Annotated in this window: 15 protein-coding genes and 2 tRNA genes; 15 read left to right on the plus strand and 2 right to left on the minus strand. The window is 46.0% G+C overall.

Going from position 1 to position 18,832, the window contains the following annotated elements:
* Window positions 1-217: 217 nt before the first annotated feature.
* From K6Y21_RS18230 to bamJ, 3 genes are all read left to right on the plus strand, one after another.
* Window positions 218-1,126, plus strand: a complete 909-nt coding sequence (locus tag K6Y21_RS18230; protein WP_233073312.1) for an ROK family protein — start codon at window positions 218-220, stop codon at window positions 1,124-1,126.
* A 243-nt stretch (window positions 1,127-1,369) separates the two neighbouring features.
* A complete protein-coding gene (locus K6Y21_RS18235) occupies window positions 1,370-2,110 on the plus strand; it encodes a copper homeostasis protein CutC (RefSeq protein ID WP_233073313.1) in 741 nt (246 codons plus the stop codon).
* A gap of 95 nt (window positions 2,111-2,205) precedes the next feature.
* Window positions 2,206-2,829: a BamJ family beta-barrel-assembly machinery protein gene (bamJ, locus tag K6Y21_RS18240; protein WP_233073314.1), complete on the plus strand. Its 624-nt coding sequence runs from the start codon at window positions 2,206-2,208 to the stop codon at window positions 2,827-2,829.
* Between the two features lie 119 nt (window positions 2,830-2,948).
* Here bamJ and K6Y21_RS21325 read toward each other — a convergent pair whose 3' ends face one another.
* Window positions 2,949-4,415 (minus strand): lytic polysaccharide monooxygenase, encoded by a 1,467-nt coding sequence (locus K6Y21_RS21325; RefSeq protein ID WP_285229761.1) that lies wholly within the window; start codon window positions 4,413-4,415, stop codon window positions 2,949-2,951.
* An 894-nt stretch (window positions 4,416-5,309) separates the two neighbouring features.
* Between K6Y21_RS21325 and carA the strand changes: the two genes are divergently transcribed.
* The 3 genes from carA (at window position 5,310) to greA (ending at window position 10,402) form a co-directional block, all read left to right on the plus strand.
* Window positions 5,310-6,455: a glutamine-hydrolyzing carbamoyl-phosphate synthase small subunit gene (carA, locus tag K6Y21_RS18255; protein ID WP_233073315.1), complete on the plus strand. Its 1,146-nt coding sequence runs from the start codon at window positions 5,310-5,312 to the stop codon at window positions 6,453-6,455.
* Window positions 6,456-6,475: 20 nt separating this feature from the next.
* Window positions 6,476-9,700 carry a carbamoyl-phosphate synthase large subunit gene (gene carB / locus K6Y21_RS18260; protein WP_233073316.1) on the plus strand — a complete coding sequence of 1,075 codons (3,225 nt, stop codon included), beginning with the start codon at window positions 6,476-6,478 and terminating at the stop codon, window positions 9,698-9,700.
* 225 nt (window positions 9,701-9,925) lie between these two features.
* Complete coding sequence (greA, locus tag K6Y21_RS18265; RefSeq protein ID WP_233073317.1) at window positions 9,926-10,402, plus strand: transcription elongation factor GreA; 477 nt, start codon at window positions 9,926-9,928, stop codon at window positions 10,400-10,402.
* 55 nt (window positions 10,403-10,457) lie between these two features.
* Here greA and yhbY read toward each other — a convergent pair whose 3' ends face one another.
* Window positions 10,458-10,754: a ribosome assembly RNA-binding protein YhbY gene (gene yhbY / locus K6Y21_RS18270; protein WP_233073318.1), complete on the minus strand. Its 297-nt coding sequence runs from the start codon at window positions 10,752-10,754 to the stop codon at window positions 10,458-10,460.
* An 88-nt stretch (window positions 10,755-10,842) separates the two neighbouring features.
* On the opposite strand from yhbY, the gene rlmE reads away from it, so the two are divergent.
* The 9 genes from rlmE to nusA all read left to right on the plus strand — a co-directional run bounded on the left by rlmE (window position 10,843) and on the right by nusA (window position 18,812).
* The gene (gene rlmE / locus K6Y21_RS18275; RefSeq protein ID WP_233073319.1) at window positions 10,843-11,472 is read left to right on the plus strand and encodes a 23S rRNA (uridine(2552)-2'-O)-methyltransferase RlmE; all 630 of its coding nucleotides are present in this window, start codon (window positions 10,843-10,845) and stop codon (window positions 11,470-11,472) included.
* Between the two features lie 51 nt (window positions 11,473-11,523).
* Window positions 11,524-13,560 carry an ATP-dependent zinc metalloprotease FtsH gene (gene ftsH / locus K6Y21_RS18280; RefSeq protein WP_490356156.1) on the plus strand — a complete coding sequence of 679 codons (2,037 nt, stop codon included), beginning with the start codon at window positions 11,524-11,526 and terminating at the stop codon, window positions 13,558-13,560.
* An 87-nt stretch (window positions 13,561-13,647) separates the two neighbouring features.
* Complete coding sequence (gene folP / locus K6Y21_RS18285) at window positions 13,648-14,475, plus strand: dihydropteroate synthase (RefSeq protein ID WP_233073320.1); 828 nt, start codon at window positions 13,648-13,650, stop codon at window positions 14,473-14,475.
* A gap of 29 nt (window positions 14,476-14,504) precedes the next feature.
* Window positions 14,505-15,839, plus strand: coding sequence for a phosphoglucosamine mutase (glmM, locus tag K6Y21_RS18290; RefSeq protein WP_233073321.1), 1,335 nt, complete (start codon window positions 14,505-14,507; stop codon window positions 15,837-15,839).
* A gap of 222 nt (window positions 15,840-16,061) precedes the next feature.
* Window positions 16,062-16,409: a preprotein translocase subunit SecG gene (gene secG, locus K6Y21_RS18295; RefSeq protein ID WP_233073322.1), complete on the plus strand. Its 348-nt coding sequence runs from the start codon at window positions 16,062-16,064 to the stop codon at window positions 16,407-16,409.
* 15 nt (window positions 16,410-16,424) lie between these two features.
* Window positions 16,425-16,511: transfer RNA gene (locus K6Y21_RS18300), tRNA-Leu, on the plus strand.
* A 74-nt stretch (window positions 16,512-16,585) separates the two neighbouring features.
* Window positions 16,586-16,662, plus strand: a tRNA-Met gene (locus K6Y21_RS18305).
* A 180-nt stretch (window positions 16,663-16,842) separates the two neighbouring features.
* Window positions 16,843-17,301, plus strand: coding sequence for a ribosome maturation factor RimP (gene rimP / locus K6Y21_RS18310; protein ID WP_233073323.1), 459 nt, complete (start codon window positions 16,843-16,845; stop codon window positions 17,299-17,301).
* Between the two features lie 14 nt (window positions 17,302-17,315).
* On the plus strand, window positions 17,316-18,812 hold the full coding sequence (gene nusA / locus K6Y21_RS18315; protein ID WP_233073324.1) for a transcription termination factor NusA: 1,497 nt from the start codon (window positions 17,316-17,318) through the stop codon (window positions 18,810-18,812).
* Window positions 18,813-18,832 lie beyond the last annotated feature (20 nt).

The following is an 18,832-nucleotide window of genomic DNA, read 5'->3' on the forward strand; positions in this document are numbered from 1 at the left end:
ATTTGACAACAATTTTGACTTTTTCGACCTTAAATTGGCGTAAGTCACTTTTTTTTATATTTAGATAAATACAATGGCTGTAATTTTTGCCGTTGTGTTAGCAATACCATGAAGGCTAACCTTGTTGGGCCTTAGTTTAACTACGATACAGCTAAGGTTGTGGCTTTGCTTGATGGCAGCAATGGCAGCTGAATTATTATCGGATCAGGAGCGATGTATGTTATACGGATTTGACTTAGGCGGAACTAAGATTGAGTTTTCAGTCTATGATCAACAATTAAACTTACTTTCAAATCAACGTGTGGCAACCCCCGCAGATGATTATAAAGCCTTTTTACAGATCTTTGCTGACATGGTGAAGCAAGCTGATAAAGAATACGGCTGTCGTGGCATGGTGGGCATTGGCTTTCCCGGTGCCATTAATACCGATAACGATACCTTAATTTGCGCTAACTTACCGGGGATGAATGGCAAGCCACTGCGCCAAGATTTAGAAAAGTTAATCGATCGCCGTGTTGCGGTACAAAATGACGCGAACTGTTTCCTTATTTCAGAGTGTTACGGTGGCGCAGCCGATGGCTGTAAAAACGTATTAGGCGTGACCTTAGGCACAGGCGTAGGCGGAGCCTTGTTTGTTAATGGTGACGTTGTTAATGGCTTAAACTTCTTTGCCGGCGAAATTGGCCATTACTGTATTCCTGCTACGATGACCGAAAAGTACCCCGATTTACCCTTGTTTATGAGTGGACTAGGTCATGCGGGCTCATTTGAAACTTACGCATCAGGTACCGGCCTTGGCAACATTTACAACCACTTTGCTGAGCAACCTGCTAAAGGCCCAGAGATTTTAGAGCGTTACCGCAATGGCGATGAGATAGCATGCAAAGCGGTGGATATCTATTTAGAAGTGCTTGCGGCGGGTTTATCAACCTCAATCATGGTGCTGGATCCCGAAGCCATCGTGTTTGGCGGTGGTCTGGCTGCATTTGAAGAAATCTACACAGAGCTAGAAAAGCGTTTGCCAGCCAAGCTTATCCCCAATGTGAAGTTACCTAAATTGTGCCAAGCACAGTTTGGTGGGGCAGGTGGCGTACGCGGCGCGGCGCTCTTAAATTACCGTAAATAAGCTACATAGCCTAAACAAAGCGCACTTTTTTATGTGCGCCTATCATTTGCAGGGACAGGGTTGAGTCGCAGATTAATATTGATAACAAGTAGTTAAAAATATTTAATCTAAGCTAAAGCTTGCGATAGCGCACAGGCAAGGCCAATACAATTGGCTAAGCTACGTTAACTGATAGGGAAAGTCGACTTTAAACGGGGGCCACAAGGCTCCTTTTTTTTCTGTTCACTTTGATAAGGTTAATGAATGAAAGTTGAAGTGTGTATTGATAACTTTGAATCCCTGCAAATTGCCGAGCGTGCAGGTGCTGATCGCATTGAACTTTGCGCAGCCCTTGCACTTGGTGGTATCTCTCCTAATGCTGGCTTTATCGAGCAAGCGGTTAATTATGCTTCCATTCCCATTTATGTGATGATCCGCCCCCGCAGTGGCGATTTTTATTATAGTGAAAATGAAGTTGAAATCATGCTGAAGGATATCTATCACGCACGGGTGGCGGGTGCCCAAGGTGTGGTTTTTGGTGTGCTGGATAAGCAGGCTAATGTTGATCGCCAAGTACTCAAAGCCTTAATGCGAGAGGCGGGGCAAATGGGGGTGACCTTCCATCGTGCAATTGACTTAGCGAGCGACTATCAGAGCGCACTTGAAACCATTATCGAGGCAGGTTGTGAAAGGGTGTTAACATCGGGTCAAGCTTGTAATGCACTATCGGGCTCAGGGGTGATATCTCAAATGGTTAAACAAGCTGCTGGCCGACTTTCAGTGATGGCAGGAGCCGGAGTTAATCATCACAATGTGGCCGACATTGTTAAGCAAACAGGCGTTACTGAAGTGCACCTCTCTGGTAAGTCATCACGACCAAGCCAGATGTTGCTAAGCCCTAACGCGGCATCGATGGGAGACATGGATGACTTTTCTCTTGCGATCACGGGTGAGGCAAATATCCAATCCTTACGTCAAGCCTTGGGCTTGGTCATTAATGGATAGTTTGCCGGTAGCCATTGTGCCTATCCTTTGTTGCGGCTCGAAATAAGCCCGGGTTTTTGTTAGACTGCCTTTTTTAAGTCAATCTGGAACAGATAATGTCAGACAACAAATTCGCTTCAACAGAAGCAAAAGTAAGCTATGGTGTAGGCCGTCAACTAGGTGAACAACTAGCCGCTAACCCTTTCGATGGCTTAGTGATCACTGCAGTACAAGAAGGTTTAGCTGACGCATTCGGTGGCCAACCAAGTCAGGTTGAAGAAGCTGCGCTTCATGAAGCATTCCAAGTTATTGCTGCTCAAATTCAAGCTAAGCAAGCTGAGCAAGCTAAAGTGTTGGCGGCAGAAGGTGAAGCTTTCTTAGCAGAGAACGCTAAGCGTGACGGTGTTGTAGTGACTGAATCAGGCCTACAATATGAAATCATTACTCAAGGTGGAGGTGAGAAGCCGACGGCTGACTCAACTGTTCGTACTCACTACCATGGTGAATTGACCGACGGTACCGTATTCGATAGCTCAGTACAACGTGGTGAACCAGCTGAGTTTCCAGTTGGCGGCGTGATTGCTGGCTGGACTGAAGCACTACAACTTATGCCTGTAGGCTCTAAGTACAAGCTATACATCCCACACAACCTAGCCTACGGTGAACGTGGCGCGGGTAACGCGATTGCACCTTACTCTGCACTTGTGTTTGAAGTTGAATTATTAGAAGTGGTTGCATAATTGCTTCACTTGTTGAATGAAAGCCTAGCTTAGCTAGGCTTTTTTTTGCTCTAAATTTATCAAGTATATAAAAAAGCCCTGCAATGCAGGGCTAGATGATTAGATAGTTGGATTAAGGTTTATAGCTTTTTCCAAACACCCCATTGGCCGCCTTTACCCGGCTCATCGCCACGTGTCCACCATTTGGCTTCATAAGTTGCACCTTGGTGCGTTACACGCTTGCCACCCGTGTAAACCGTATTGGCATTCCAAGCTGGAATACCTGGCTCTGGCGTAGGCTCAGCGGTTGGTACTGGCGTTGGCTCAGCAGTCGGTACTGGTGTTGGCTCAGCGGTTGGTACTGGCGTTGGCTCAGCGGTTGGTACTGGCGTAGGCTCAGCGGTTGGTACAGGCGTAGGCTCAGCAGTTGGTACAGGCGTAGGCTCAGCAGTTGGTGCTGGCGTAGGCTCAGCAGTTGGTGCTGGCGTAGGCTCAACGCCTGCTACTTCTTCCCAAGGTCCCCATTGTGCGGTACCTGGCTCTTCACCTTTGTTCCACCATTTAGCGCGCCAGTTCTTACCGTTGTGGCCAACTACGCTGCCTTTTTCATAAGCAATTTGCGCTTCCCAAGCATTAGCTGTGGGTTCGCCACCTTTACGCTTGTCAATCTTGTAAGAGAGATTACGGCCTTCAATAATGTAAACGCTGTTCTTTGAGGCACCCATTACTGGCTCAATGTTACCGTTGACGTCAGCAACACCGACCTTAGCAAGTTGAGATTGAGTGTTGATAGCAACGGCAAGATCATACGCCCATTGGTCTGCGGCTGTGTTGGCAGCAGTAATATCAACACGAATGGTTTCAGCATCACTGTAGTTTTCATCAAACAGACGGAATAAAACATAGTCGCCTGCTTCTAGGTCGGTATTAGCTGTTAGGTGTCCTTTGTTTTGCCAGCCTTGGATAGGTTGGACAAAATCAACGTCGATACAGGTGTAAAACGCTTCTGGGCTGTCGGCGCGTTGCCAAACATTATAGATAACGTGTTTACCTTCGCGATCCGGTAGTGGACAAGTCATCTTGTAACGTTTATTTGGCTCAAGGGGCACTTCGCCACCTAAACGACAAAACTCTTCTAGGTCGCTCCATTTTAGTGGCTCAAGTGGGTTATAACCCGGCTTAGTGACATAGAAGATCCAATCTTTAGTACGGTGTGGCGCTGGCTCGCCGTTAAAAATAAATTCGTAGTTGCCGTTTTCATCGGCATAAATCGGCGTTGCAGTCCAGTCATCACGCACAAGATCCAGACCGTCGTAGTAGCTATTACCACCACTACACAATTTGCCGTCTGGCACTACGGCTAAGTGATCGCTATTTGCACCACCTTGAGCAACACCACTCCAATCATAGAAAGTAGATTTGCCACTGACTTTTGAGGCGGCTAAACAGGCTTCATCTTGTAGGTTTTCAATGTCGCCCTGAGCACAGCTGTAAACACGGCTGAGGGGTTTTTCCATACTGCCGTGAGCAAAGACGGTAGTGGGGGTGAGCATTGCACCTGCGGCAGCAATGATAGATGCACTTAGCATCCCTTTGTTAAATTTCATAACTATATCCTTTAGTTACGGTAAATTGAGAAAGGTTATTTATAAATACCATCAGGCTGGGTGGCTAGCCACAGCCTCAGCTTGTCATGCATAAACAAGCTGAAACCGTATTTTCGATATTAATACCCAAGTTGTAAATACTTTGTTTCATTTATGTTTGTTTTTTTGCGCGATACCTCTAATTCAAGGTTTTGCAAGTGCAGAAATAGAAATCGTGAACACGATCAATTGGGTTTAAATAAGTATTAATTTTAGGTATGATGCGCGCTCAAAATTGATCTAGATCAAAGTGGTTCAGGGAGAGTATAAATGAGCAATCATGATTTTAAAGAAGTGTACAATGTAAAATATTTTATCGGCTTTATCTTGGCACTAGGTATTCCTACTTTACCTATGTCACTCACTTTGATTGAAATGTTTTCTTAATTAAAGCTGATATTGCTTTATATCTAGGCGCTTTAAGCGCCTTTTTTATTGCCTAAAATACATGGTTTGGGGCAAAGCTGACGGAGTAAGTTGCAAAAAACAGGGCTTTCGATGAAAAAAATGCCCGAAAGCGTAATAAGTTATGGTTTTCTGGAAGTGCTAAATGAATAGCTCGCATAAAAATTCACAAATGCAGAATTGATATTCATAAGGGCTTTGTTGGTATGAGGCCAAAAACAGTTAAATGCGTGGCTTCTAGGGCATAAATGGTCAACGTTTTAGAGTATTCATCTAAATATTTAACCTCATTTAGTATTGTGTAAATAAGCTTAAATTTCAATAGCCATTAGGGCCATAAGTCTGTAAAATGCGCGCAATTTGCCAAATTTTGTCAATGGTAACCAAGTTCACCAATTTTGCTTGTTTGTTGTTGAGATAAATTTCTGTTTTTATTGTATTTTTGCTTTTATGGAGGTCATCTTGAGTAATTCCGCCATACTGGTCCTAGAAGATGGGACAGTATTTAAGGGCGTGTCTATCGGCGCCGAAGGTAGCTCAGTGGGTGAGGTTGTGTTTAATACTTCGATGACGGGCTATCAAGAAATTTTGACAGACCCTTCTTATGCTCGTCAAATCGTCACTCTGACTTACCCTCACATTGGTAACACAGGTACTAATGATGAAGATGAAGAATCCAACCAAATCCACGCTTGTGGTCTCGTTATCCGAGATTTACCTCTATTAGCAAGTAACTTCCGTAATCAAGCCAGTTTAAGTGAATACTTAAGCGAGCGTGGTGTGGTGGGTATTGCTGATATCGACACGCGTAAGCTTACTCGTATTTTACGTGAAAAGGGTGCACAAGCAGGCTGTATCGTTGCAGGTAAGGACTTGGATGAAGCGGCGGCATTAGCGCAAGCTAAAGCTTTCCCTGGCCTTAAGGGCATGGATTTAGCAAAAGAAGTGACTTGTGATGCTGTTCATGAGTGGAAGCAAGGTAGCTGGACCCTAACAGGTGGCTTGCCTGCGGACGCAACAGATAGCCGTTTTCATGTCGTTGCTTACGATTTTGGTGCTAAAGCCAATATTCTACGCATGTTAGTTGACCGCGGTTGTCGCCTGACTGTGGTACCTGCTAAGACCCCAGCCAAAGACGTGCTCGCTCTTAACCCCGATGGTGTCTTCCTATCGAATGGTCCAGGTGACCCAGAGCCGTGTACTTACGCCATTGAAGCAATTCAAGAAATTCTGACCACAGACATCCCAGTATTTGGTATCTGTTTGGGTCACCAACTACTGGCACTAGCCAGCGGTGCAAAAACAATAAAAATGAAGTTCGGTCACCACGGTGCTAACCACCCTGTAAAAGACCAAGATCGTAACGTCGTGATGATCACTAGCCAAAACCACGGTTTTGCGGTGGATGAAACCACCTTACCTGATAATTTACGTGCGACTCACAATTCGTTGTTTGATGGCTCACTTCAAGGTATTCATCGTACCGATAAGCCTGCATTTAGCTTCCAAGGTCACCCTGAAGCAAGCCCAGGCCCACATGATGCGGCGCCACTGTTTGATCACTTCATTGAACTAATCGAAAAATATAAAGCGTAACTGAAAAGGTAAAGAGTCAGATGCCAAAACGTACTGATATAAAAAGTATACTAATTATAGGTGCCGGTCCTATCGTGATCGGCCAGGCTTGTGAGTTCGACTATTCAGGTGCGCAAGCGTGTAAAGCATTACGCGAAGAAGGTTACCGCGTCATCCTAGTTAACTCTAACCCAGCCACCATTATGACAGATCCAGAAATGGCCGATGCAACCTACATCGAGCCGATTCACTGGGAAGTCGTGGCTAAGATCATTGAGAAAGAGCGCCCAGATGCGATTCTTCCAACCATGGGTGGCCAAACCGCGCTGAACTGTGCCCTTGAGCTTGAAAGCAAAGGCGTACTAAAACAGTTTAATGTTGAAATGATCGGGGCAACGGCTGACGCGATTGATAAAGCCGAAGACCGTAGCCGCTTTGACAAAGCCATGAAGAGCATTGGCCTTGAGTGTCCACGTGCTGGTATTGCTCATAATATGGATGAAGCTTACGCGGTACTAGACCAAGTTGGCTTTCCTTGTATTATCCGTCCATCTTTCACCATGGGTGGTACTGGTGGCGGTATTGCGTACAACAAAGAAGAATTTGAAGATATTTGTTCAAATGGTTTAGAGCTATCACCAACCAATGAACTGCTAATCGATGAATCACTTATCGGTTGGAAAGAGTACGAGATGGAAGTGGTTCGCGACAAGAACGATAACTGTATTATCGTGTGTTCGATCGAAAACTTCGACCCGATGGGGATCCACACGGGTGACTCCATCACGGTGGCGCCTGCGCAAACCCTAACCGACAAAGAATACCAATTGATGCGTAATGCATCGATCGCGGTACTGCGTGAAATCGGCGTTGAAACCGGTGGTTCAAACGTACAGTTTGGTATTAACCCAGCTGACGGTCGCATGGTTATCATTGAGATGAATCCACGTGTATCTCGTTCATCGGCATTAGCTTCTAAAGCGACCGGTTTCCCGATTGCGAAAATCGCCGCTAAGTTAGCCGTAGGTTTTACCTTAGATGAGCTGCAAAACGACATAACAGGTGGCGCAACACCGGCATCGTTTGAGCCGGCGATTGACTACGTTGTGACTAAGATCCCGCGCTTTAACTTTGAAAAATTCGCTGGCTCTAACGACCGCCTAACCACGCAAATGAAGTCGGTTGGTGAAGTTATGGCCATAGGTCGTAACCAACAAGAATCAATGCAAAAAGCACTGCGCGGCCTTGAAGTTGGTGCAACTGGCTTTGATCCTGTGGTTGACCCACAAGACCCAGAAGCGCTAGCCAAGGTGAAGCACGAACTGCAAGATGCGGGTGCTGAGCGTATTTGGTACATAGGTGATGCGTTCCGTTTGGGCATGACCATGGAAGAAGTATTCGAGCTGACTAAGATTGACCTTTGGTTCCTAGTACAAATTGAAGACCTGATTAAAGAAGAGCAACGTCTTGCTGAAGACGGCTTCTCGGCTTTGGACGCAGATCGCTTATATGCCCTAAAACGTAAGGGTTTTGCTGACGCTCGTTTAGCTAAAATCTTAGACGTATCTGAGTCTGAAGTGCGCAAGCTGCGTGACAAGTTTGATATTCACCCTGTTTACAAGCGTGTTGATACTTGTGCGGCGGAATTCTCAACCAGCACTGCTTACATGTACTCAAGCTATGATGAAGAGTGTGAAGCTCAGCCTTCAGACAAAGAGAAAATCATGGTTATCGGCGGTGGTCCAAACCGTATCGGTCAAGGTATCGAGTTTGACTACTGTTGTGTGCACGCGGCATTAGCGGCGCGTGAAGACGGTTTTGAAACCATCATGGTTAACTGTAACCCTGAGACGGTATCTACCGATTACGACACCTCAGACCGTTTATACTTTGAATCGGTTACCTTAGAAGACGTGCTTGAAATTGTCCGCATCGAAAAACCTAAGGGTGTGATTGTGCAATACGGTGGTCAAACACCACTGAAATTAGCACGTGCATTAGAAGCCGCAGGCGTGCCAATTATTGGTACTTCACCTGACGCCATTGACCGTGCGGAAGACCGTGAGCGTTTCCAAAAAGCGGTTGAGCGTCTAGGCCTAAAACAACCTGAAAATGCAACGGTAACAACTGTTGAAGCGGCGGTGGCTTGTGCTGAAAAAATCACTTACCCACTAGTGGTTCGTCCATCTTATGTATTAGGTGGCCGCGCAATGGAAATCGTGTACGACGAACAAGACTTACGTCGTTACTTCAACGAAGCCGTATCGGTTTCAAACGAATCTCCTGTATTGCTAGATCGCTTCCTTGATGATGCGACTGAAGTTGACGTAGATGCAATTTGTGACGGTGAAAACTTTGTTATCGGTGGCATCATGGAGCACATCGAGCAAGCGGGTGTTCACTCAGGTGACTCGGCATGTTCTTTACCGCCGTACTCCCTAAGCGCTGACATTCAAGATGTGATGCGTGAACAAGCGCGTAAACTTGCGTTTGAATTAGGCGTGGTCGGCTTGATGAACATTCAGTTCGCAGTGAAAGATAACGAAGTTTACTTAATCGAAGTAAACCCGCGTGCTGCACGTACCGTACCGTTTGTGTCTAAAGCAACGGGTGTGCCACTAGCGAAAGTGGCTGCGCGTGTGATGGCTGGCCAAAGCTTAGCTGAGCAAGGCTTCACCGAGGAAGTGATTCCACCTTACTTCTCGGTTAAAGAAGTGGTATTGCCATTTAACAAGTTCCCGGGTGTTGACCCTATCTTAGGCCCAGAAATGCGCTCTACCGGTGAGGTCATGGGTGTGGGTGATACTTTCGCTGAAGCTTATGCCAAGGCTGAGCTAGGCTCGATCAAAGACGTTCCTAAATCAGGTCGTGCGCTGCTATCGGTGCGTAACTCAGATAAGAAGAAGGTAGCGAAACTGGCTGCTGAGCTGATTGCCCTAGGTTACGACATTGATGCGACTCACGGTACGGCTGTCGTGCTTGGTGAAGCGGGCATTAATCCTCGCTTGGTAAACAAGGTATCGGAAGGTCGTCCACATATTCTTGACCGCATCAAGAATGGCGAATATACCTATATCGTTAACACCACTGAAGGCCGTCAAGCGATTGAAGACTCGAAGCAACTACGTCGTGCCGCATTGCGTGAAAAAGTAAACTACACCACAACCCTAAGTGGTGCGTTTGCTACTTGTCACGGCCACACGGCGGATAGCCGCGCTAAAGTTACGTCGGTACAAGAGCTACATGAGCGCGTACTGGCAAAGTAATCGCTAACTAATCGGCGTTAAGCCACTGATGAATGAGCCGTGTTTTCACGGCTCTTTTTTTTGCCTCTATTTTGCAAATGTTTTTTACAATAGTGTTTGCCTTATCTGCTTTTTCATTGCCATCGGGTGCAACTTAATGTGTTTCATATTACAATGCGCCGATTCAAACTCAGCTTCCTATGTTGCTGCGAGTTCCATTTCTATTTTTAAACAGGTTGTGAATTTATGAACCAATTTCCTATGACTGCGCGCGGTGCAGAATTACTTCGTGAAGAATTGGAGCACTTAAAAACGGTTAAACGTCCTGCCATTATCGAGGCGATTGCCGAGGCCCGTGAACACGGCGATTTAAAAGAAAATGCTGAATATCACGCCGCTCGTGAAGAGCAAGGGTTTTGTGAAGGGCGTATTCAAGAAATCGAAGGCAAGTTGTCCAATGCGCAGATTATCGATGTAACCAAGATCCCAAACCACGGCAAGGTGATTTTTGGCTCAACCGTAACCATGCTAAATACCGAAACCGATGCCGAAGTCACTTACCGCATTGTTGGCGATGATGAAGCGGATATTAAGCAAAACCAAATTTCAATTAACTCGCCCATTGCGCGTGGTTTGATTGGTAAGCTAGTGGATGATATCGCCATTATTCGCACGCCGGGCGGTGATGTCGAATTTGAGATCCTGGAAGTAGAGTACGTTTAATCTGGGGTGGATAGGTTGATTGAAAAAAAGGAGCGGATGCTCCTTTTTTAATGGCTTATTTTTTCGGTAAGCTAATTTTTTTGTCTTCAGTGGCGCGAAACAGCACTAGCGTGTGACCGATGGTTGTCACTTCAATGGCTTGGGTTTCGCGCACAATCGCGTCAATGATTAGGCGCTTTACTTCCCGATCTTCGGTGGCGACCTTTACCTTGATGAGTTCATGAATATTGAGGCTGTTGTCGATTTCGGCAAGGACCCCTTCTGTCAATCCATTTTGACCGAGAAGTACGACAGGTTTTAACGAATGTGCTAAACCTTTTAGATATTGCTTTTGCTTTTTTGTTAAATTCATGGATATTTCTTATAAATAAGGGTTGAATTGTGCTTATTGTACCTCCATCTTTGTGCTAATACTATTAACTGCTCAATGAGGGTGAACAATGGCAAAGAGCACTAAGTCTGCCAGTTCAAAGCGGTGGCTCGATGAGCACGTCAATGATCATTATGTGCAACAAGCAAACCGATTAGGACTTCGCTCTAGAGCGGTCTTCAAGCTCGATGAAATCAACCAAAAAGATAAAATTATCAAGCCGGGTATGAGTGTGGTGGATTTAGGCGCCGCGCCGGGGAGTTGGTCTCATCGTTGTGTCGAGTTAGTTGGCGATAAAGGTCAGGTCATTGCGTGTGATATTTTGCCGATGGATGCCATTGCTGGCGTTGATTTCCTGCAAGGGGATTTTCGTGAAGAGGCGGTGCTTAACGCCTTATTAGAGCGCATTGGTGATAACAAAGTTGACGTGGTGTTGTCCGACATGGCGCCGAATATGAGTGGTACCAATCAGGTAGATCAACCAAGAGCTATGTATTTGGTTGAGCTTGCTTTAGATATGTGTCACCAAGTTTTGGCCAAAAATGGCAGTTTTGTCGTAAAAGTATTTATGGGCGAAGGGTATGATGAATTCATCAAATCCGTTCGCGCTGCATTTAATGTGGTTAAAACACGAAAACCAGATTCTTCTCGGGCAAGGTCTAGAGAAGTGTATATTGTGGCTACTGGTTTCAAACTGTAGTAACCTTGGTATGTAATTAATTGTTAAAGAAGAGGTAGCACCTTGAGCGATATGGCTAAAAACCTAATCTTGTGGTTAGTGATCGCCGTTGTATTGATGTCGGTGTTCCAGAGCTTTAGCCCCGGCGATGCGGGCGGCAAGCAAATGGACTACACCACCTTCGTAAAAGAAGTGAGTCAGGGACAGATTCAAGAAGTCCGGATCAATGGTCAGGAAATCAATGGATTAAGGTCAAACCGTGAGCGTTTTGTCACCTATATGCCAACGCGTGATCCAGACTTGTTAAACGATCTAATCAACAATAATGTAAAAGTGTTAGGTGAGCCGCCTGAAGAGCCAAGCTTGCTAACATCTATCTTTATTTCTTGGTTCCCGATGCTGCTATTGATTGGCGTTTGGGTATTCTTTATGCGCCAAATGCAAGGTGGCGGTGGTAAAGGCGCCATGTCGTTTGGTAAGAGTAAAGCCCGCTTGATGGGTGAAGACCAAATCAAAACGACCTTTGCCGACGTTGCTGGCTGTGATGAAGCAAAAGAAGATGTAGTTGAGCTAGTTGATTACCTTAAAGACCCAAGTCGTTTCCAAAAGCTAGGTGGTAAGATCCCGACCGGCGTGTTGTTGGTTGGCCCTCCAGGTACAGGTAAAACCTTGCTTGCTAAGGCAATTGCGGGTGAAGCCAAGGTACCATTTTTCACTATTTCAGGCTCTGACTTTGTTGAGATGTTTGTGGGTGTGGGTGCATCACGCGTGCGTGATATGTTTGAACAAGCTAAAAAGTCGGCCCCTTGTATTATCTTTATCGATGAGATAGATGCGGTAGGCCGCCAACGCGGCGCAGGCTTAGGTGGTGGTCACGATGAACGTGAGCAAACCCTAAACCAAATGCTGGTTGAAATGGATGGCTTTGAAGGTAATGAAGGTATCATCGTGATTGCTGCGACCAACCGTCCAGACGTACTTGATCCGGCACTATTGCGTCCAGGGCGCTTTGACCGTCAAGTCGTGGTGGGATTACCCGATGTACGTGGCCGTGAACAAATTCTTAAGGTTCACATGCGTAAAGTACCACTTGAGGGTGACGTAAACGCGGCAGTTATCGCGCGTGGTACGCCTGGCTTCTCTGGTGCAGATCTGGCAAACCTAGTGAACGAAGCCGCGCTGTTTGCCGCTCGTGGTAACCGTCGAACCGTGTCGATGGAAGAGTTTGAAAAAGCCAAAGACAAGATCATGATGGGCGCTGAGCGTAAGTCTATGGTGATGACGGAAGAAGACAAAGAATCGACCGCATACCACGAAGCTGGCCACGCCATTGTGGGTCGCCTGGTTCCTGAACATGATCCGGTTTATAAGGTAAGTATTATACCTCGTGGTCGTGCGTTAGGTGTAACCATGTACTTACCCGAGCAAGACCGTGTTAGCTATAACAAGCAGCACTTAGAAAGTATGATTTCTAGCCTTTACGGTGGCCGTTTAGCAGAAGAAATCATCTACGGTATGGATAAGGTGTCAACCGGTGCTTCAAACGACATCGAGCGTGCAACTGACTTAGCGCGCAAAATGGTGACTCAATGGGGTCTATCTGAAAAAATGGGTCCTTTGCTGTATGCCGAAGAAGAAGGCGAAGTCTTTTTAGGGCGTACTGCGGCTAAAGTGAAGCATATGTCAGATGACACGGCTCGCTTGATTGACCAAGAAATCCGTATGTTGATTGACCGCAACTATGATCGCGCACGTCAGATCTTAGAAGACAACATGGATATCTTACATGCGATGAAAGATGCCCTTATGAAATACGAAACCATCGATGCCAAACAAATTGACGATTTGATGGCGCGTCGTGATGTTCGACCTCCAGCTGATTGGACCGAAGACCCAAAAGCAGCCAAAGGGACACCTGAAGCAAAAGCTGAAGCCAATGCTAAGCCGGTAGCGGACAAAGACGAGGAGGCAAAGTCAGAAGACGTGAAAGCACAAGCCTCTGAGCAGGTCGCGGCTGAAGAAAGTGCAGATAAAGCATCAGAGCAAAACAGCTCAGATGAAGTAAAGCTAAAAGACCGTAACGATAACGACAAGTCATCCTTACTTTAATTTGCTTTCACTCTTGTTTAAAAACCCGAGTTCGCTCGGGTTTTTTGTTTTTTAGTCTTAGGTTTAGTTAACAATTGAGGACAAGCCATGCAACTCGTGAGTGGCACCAAGATATTAGATTTATCACGCCCCCAAGTGATGGGGATATTAAACGTGACCCCCGACTCTTTTTCTGATGGTGGGCAGTTTCATGCCCTTGATACTGCCGTTGCACAAGCGGATTTAATGGTCAAACAGGGAGCGGCTATTATTGATATTGGCGGTGAATCAACTCGGCCGGGCGCGCAACCGGTCAGTTTGGATGAGGAGCTAAATCGCACCCTACCTGTAATAGAAAAAATTAGCCAAAACCTCGATGTTTGGATCTCGATAGATACCAGTAAAGCCACCGTGATGGCTGAAGCGGTGAAAGCAGGAGCCAATCTGATTAATGACGTTTGTGCCTTGCAACAAGAAGGGGCGTTAGCCGCAGCGGCCAAAGCGAATGTGCCCGTGTGCTTAATGCATATGCAAGGGGCGCCGCGCTCTATGCAGCTCGCGCCAAGCTATCAAGATGTGGCTAAGGACATTGCGCAGTTTTTTCAACAGAGGGTAGCGGCGTGTTTAGCGGCGGGGATCGCATCTGAACAAATTATCTTAGATCCAGGCTTTGGGTTTGGCAAAACCTTAGACCATAATTATCAATTATTACAGCGATTAAGCGAGTTTAAGGCATTGGGTTTTCCCCTCTTAACTGGGCTTTCTAGAAAGTCGATGTTTGGTGATTGGCTGGGGCGCAGTGTTGACCAAAGGTTGGCGGCCAGTTTAGCGGGGGCCTTATTGTGCGCGCAGCAAGGGGCCAGCATTATCCGTGTGCATGACGTTGAGCCTACGTCAGATGTATTGAAGGTGTTACAAAAAACAATTGAAGTGTAAGTCATAAAACTAAGTGAGGTCAGACAAAAATGGTAAGAAAATATTTTGGCACTGACGGAATTCGAGGCAAGGTTGGCGAGTATCCTATTACGCCAGACTTTGCCTTGAAACTTGGTTGGGCAGCAGGAAAAGTGCTGGCCAAACAAGGTACCAGGACGGTACTCATAGGTAAAGATACCCGAATTTCTGGGTATATGTTGGAATCGGCTTTGGAAGCCGGTTTGTCTGCAGCAGGTTTAAGTGCCTCCTTGCTTGGTCCAATGCCAACGCCGGCGGTGGCCTATCTAACGCGCACCTTTCGCGCCGAAGCGGGCATAGTGATCAGCGCTTCTCACAACCCTTTTTATGATAATGGCATTAAGTTCTTTTCGGCCGATGGGACTAAGCTCCCTGATGAGATTGAGTTGGCCATTGAAGCGGAATTAGACAAGCCAATTACTTGTGTGGATTCAGCTCAATTGGGTAAGGCAAAACGGATCAATGATGCCGCAGGTCGATATATTGAATTTTGCAAAAGTACTTTCCCGACTAAATATAACTTGCGGGGCTTAAAAATAGTCATCGATTGTGCCCATGGCGCGACTTACCACATTGCGCCGAATGTGCTGCGCGAGTTAGGTGCCGAAGTGGTGGAAATTGGCTGCCTACCCGATGGCCTTAACATCAATAAGGAAGTCGGTGCCACAGATACCCGTGCACTGGTGGCTAAGGTGTTAGCCGAGCAGGCCGATTTGGGGATTGCTTATGACGGTGATGGTGATCGCGTGATGATGGTTGATCACACTGGGTATGTGGTCGACGGTGATGAAATTTTATACATCGTTGCCCGTGATGAGCTGCGCCATGGCCGCTTAAAGGGCGGTGTTGTTGGCACTAAGATGTCCAATGTTGGCCTTGAAATCGCTTTTCAAACCTTAGGTATTCCGTTTATTCGCGCCGATGTGGGTGACCGTTATGTGATGGAAATGATGCTTGAAAAACAATGGCGGTTAGGAGGCGAGAATTCAGGCCATATCATTTTTGCCGATCATGTCTCCACTGGGGACGGTATTGTCGCTTCGTTACAAGTGTTAGCGGCCATGTGTAGCCATCAGTTGAGTTTGCATGATACGCGTAAAGGGCTGCAAATGTTTCCGCAGGTGCTGCTGAATGTTAAATTTTCTGGCTCAGGTGACCCACTAGCCAGTGAAAAAGTGCAAGCTGAGTTAGCGCGCGTAGAGGCTGAGCTTGGCGAGCGGGGTCGAGTATTGCTGCGTAAATCGGGTACTGAACCTTTGATCCGGGTAATGGTGGAAGGCGAACAAGAGGACACCATTAATCAATACGCCCAAGCCATTGCGGAGCAGGTGGTGCAGGCTTGCTAGCGAGCTTATAGTAAGCTGAACGCACTCATATTCGCTGTATTTTTCAGCAATCATATCTAAAGCCATTAAAATAGCGCTGCTTATTTAGGCAGTCGCTATTTTTGTCGGGATTTCTCGCATTAAATCCTTGTTATTTTATTTTAGGTTGGTTACTATCAGCGCCGCTTCCGATGAGGGGTTTTTTCTCATTGATGAATAAAAAGCAATTAATAGGTATGGAAAATGTTTGAGATATTACTGGTTATATATCTTTTAGTGTCTTTAGCCTTGGTTGGATTAGTGTTGATCCAACATGGTAAAGGTGCAGATATGGGCGCCTCTTTTGGTTCTGGTGCATCTCAGACGGTTTTCGGTGCCTCTGGCTCAGGTAACTTTTTAACGCGTTCAACGGCTATCCTTGCAACTGCGTTTTTTGCTCTAAGCTTAGTCTTAGGCAACTTATCTACCGGCCAAACTAAGGAAGGCGACGAGTGGAAAGATCTTTCAGTACCGGTTGCAGAAGAAGTGGCTACGCCAGATTCTGATGTACCTGCGGTTGAAAGCAGTAACACAAGTGACGTTCCTCAGTAATTAAGTAGCAAATTTGCCGTGGTGGTGGAATTGGTAGACACGCCAGCTTGAGGGGCTGGTGTCCGTTAGGACGTGAGGGTTCAAGTCCCTCCCTCGGCACCAAAGTTAAACAATCAATTAAACTCAATTGATTGCATAGTGTTGGCGACAACGCTATAATCTCGCCAGTTTTCGGGCGCGGGGTGGAGCAGTCTGGTAGCTCGTCGGGCTCATAACCCGAAGGTCGTTGGTTCAAATCCGGCCCCCGCAACCAACTTTCATGACTCTCATCGAGAGGTTGTTTTAAGTAGTGACTTAGAGCAATAGTTTTAAGCCAAGCTTAATTCAGTGGAAAGTGTAAGGCCCCGTTTACGGGGTTTTTTATTATCTGGCCATTTTGGTGGCTAAATATCTGGGCTATAAAGCCCTTTTTTTGTTTCTGAAGGAGGCGTAATTGGCTGGTCTAGAACAAAAATTAACTGAAATGTTAGAGCCAAGTATTAATGATTTAGGTTTTGAGTTACTTGGTATCGAGTTTCATAGCGCGGGTAAAAATTCCATTTTGCGCATTTATATTGATCATGAAAATGGTATTTACGTGGATAACTGCGCCGAGGTCAGTCACCAGGTCAGTGCTATTTTAGATGTAGAAGACCCGATTTCAACGGAATACACCCTTGAAGTTTCTTCTGCAGGAATGGAAAGACCCTTATTTAAAGTTGAACACTACCAGCAATTTATTGGCGAAGAAGTGAAGCTTCAACTGCGCATGCCAATTACGAATCGAAGAAAATGGAAAGGTGTTATCAAAGCAGCGGAAAATGACTTGATTACCATTGAAGTAGAAGGTCGTGAAGAAACATTTGCGATGAGTAACATCCAAAAAGCTAACATAGTTCCTAAATTTGACTAACGGGGCGATCAGGAATGAATAAAGAAATCTTACTAGTCGTAGATGCCGTATCTAATGAAAAAGCTGTTCCTCGTGAGAAGATTTTTCAGGCACTAGAAAGTGCATTAGCGACAGCAACCAAGAAAAAGTATGAAGGCGATATCGAGGTTCGCGTTGAAATTGACCGTAAAACCGGTGAGTTTGACACCTTCCGTCGTTGGTTAGTGGTTGATCCTGAAGTGGGTGTTGAGCATCCTTACAGCGAGATCACTTACGAAGCGGCGGTATTTGAAGACCCAGAAATCCAAGTCGGTGAATATATTGAAGATCAAATCGAATCCGTTAAATTCGATCGCATCACTACTCAAACCGCCAAGCAAGTTATCGTGCAAAAAGTACGCGAAGCTGAGCGTTCAATGGTGGTTGAGCAATATAAAGAGCAAGAAGGCGAGCTAATCACAGGTGTGGTTAAGAAAATTAGCCGTGATACCTTAGTCATGGACTTAGGTAACAATGCTGAAGCCGTGATTTTACGTGATGAAATGTTACCGCGCGAAAACTTCCGTCCAGGTGACCGCGTACGTGGCCTACTTTTTTCTGTCCGTCCTGAGGCTCGTGGTGCACAACTATTTGTTAGCCGTAGCCGTCCAGAAATGCTGATTGAGCTGTTCCGTTTGGAAGTACCCGAGATTGGCGAAGAAATGATCGAGATTAAAGGCGCGGCTCGTGATCCGGGTTCTCGTGCTAAAATTGCGGTCAAAACCAACGACAAGCGTATCGACCCTATTGGCGCTTGTGTTGGTATGCGTGGTGCACGTGTACAAGCGGTGACCAGTGAGCTAGGTGGTGAGCGCATTGATATCGTGTTATGGGATGATAACCCAGCCCAATTTGTTATTAATGCAATGGCGCCGGCTGAAGTGGCTTCTATTGTTGTTGACGAAGATTCAAACAGCATGGATATCGCGGTTGAAGCAGACAACCTTGCGCAAGCAATTGGTCGTAATGGTCAAAATGTTCGCTTAGCTTCTCAACTTACCGGTTGGGAACTGAATGTGATGACTGTTGCTGAGCTACAAGAAAAACATCAAGCTGAAACAGATAAAGTGATTACCCTATTTGTTGATAAGCTGGACATAGATGATGATTTTGCAACCCTACTAGCAGAAGAAGGCTTCAGTACGCTAGAAGAGATTGCCTACGTGCCCGTAAACGAGTTAATGGAGATTGACGGTTTAACAGAAGAAATCGTTGATCAACTACGTGAGCGTGCAAAAGGAGTGCTTACTACCAAAGCACTGGCTGATGAAGAGAACCTTGAAGGCGCTGAGCCAGCAGCTGATCTGCTTGCCCTTGAAGGATTAGAAGAGCATTTAGCTTATGTGCTAGCGAGCAAAGGCATTGTGACCTTAGAAGACCTAGCCGAGCAAGGTGTAGATGATATCAGCGAAATCGACGATCTAGGCGAACAAAAAGCAGGTGAGCTTATTATGGCTGCCCGTAATATTTGTTGGTTTAGTGATGAAGCATAATTAGGTCAGCGGAGGAAATA

This window comes from Motilimonas eburnea (assembly GCF_021295345.1).
GTDB classification, from domain to species: Bacteria; Pseudomonadota; Gammaproteobacteria; order Enterobacterales; family CBDFNC01; genus Motilimonas; species Motilimonas eburnea.

Excerpts from the sequence above, each read along its gene's own strand:
- ftsH (WP_490356156.1), top strand. The coding sequence starts at position 11,524 with ATGGCTAAAAACCTAATCTTGTGGTTAGTGATCGCCGTTGTATTGATG.
- yhbY (WP_233073318.1), bottom strand. The coding sequence starts at position 10,754 with ATGAATTTAACAAAAAAGCAAAAGCAATATCTAAAAGGTTTAGCACAT.
- rlmE (WP_233073319.1), top strand. The coding sequence starts at position 10,843 with ATGGCAAAGAGCACTAAGTCTGCCAGTTCAAAGCGGTGGCTCGATGAG.
- folP (WP_233073320.1), top strand. The coding sequence starts at position 13,648 with ATGCAACTCGTGAGTGGCACCAAGATATTAGATTTATCACGCCCCCAA.
- K6Y21_RS21325 (WP_285229761.1), bottom strand. The coding sequence starts at position 4,415 with ATGAAATTTAACAAAGGGATGCTAAGTGCATCTATCATTGCTGCCGCA.
- bamJ (WP_233073314.1), top strand. The coding sequence starts at position 2,206 with ATGTCAGACAACAAATTCGCTTCAACAGAAGCAAAAGTAAGCTATGGT.
- secG (WP_233073322.1), top strand. The coding sequence starts at position 16,062 with ATGTTTGAGATATTACTGGTTATATATCTTTTAGTGTCTTTAGCCTTG.
- carA (WP_233073315.1), top strand. The coding sequence starts at position 5,310 with ATGGAGGTCATCTTGAGTAATTCCGCCATACTGGTCCTAGAAGATGGG.
- K6Y21_RS18230 (WP_233073312.1), top strand. The coding sequence starts at position 218 with ATGTTATACGGATTTGACTTAGGCGGAACTAAGATTGAGTTTTCAGTC.
- nusA (WP_233073324.1), top strand. The coding sequence starts at position 17,316 with ATGAATAAAGAAATCTTACTAGTCGTAGATGCCGTATCTAATGAAAAA.
- K6Y21_RS18235 (WP_233073313.1), top strand. The coding sequence starts at position 1,370 with ATGAAAGTTGAAGTGTGTATTGATAACTTTGAATCCCTGCAAATTGCC.
- glmM (WP_233073321.1), top strand. The coding sequence starts at position 14,505 with ATGGTAAGAAAATATTTTGGCACTGACGGAATTCGAGGCAAGGTTGGC.
- carB (WP_233073316.1), top strand. The coding sequence starts at position 6,476 with ATGCCAAAACGTACTGATATAAAAAGTATACTAATTATAGGTGCCGGT.
- greA (WP_233073317.1), top strand. The coding sequence starts at position 9,926 with ATGAACCAATTTCCTATGACTGCGCGCGGTGCAGAATTACTTCGTGAA.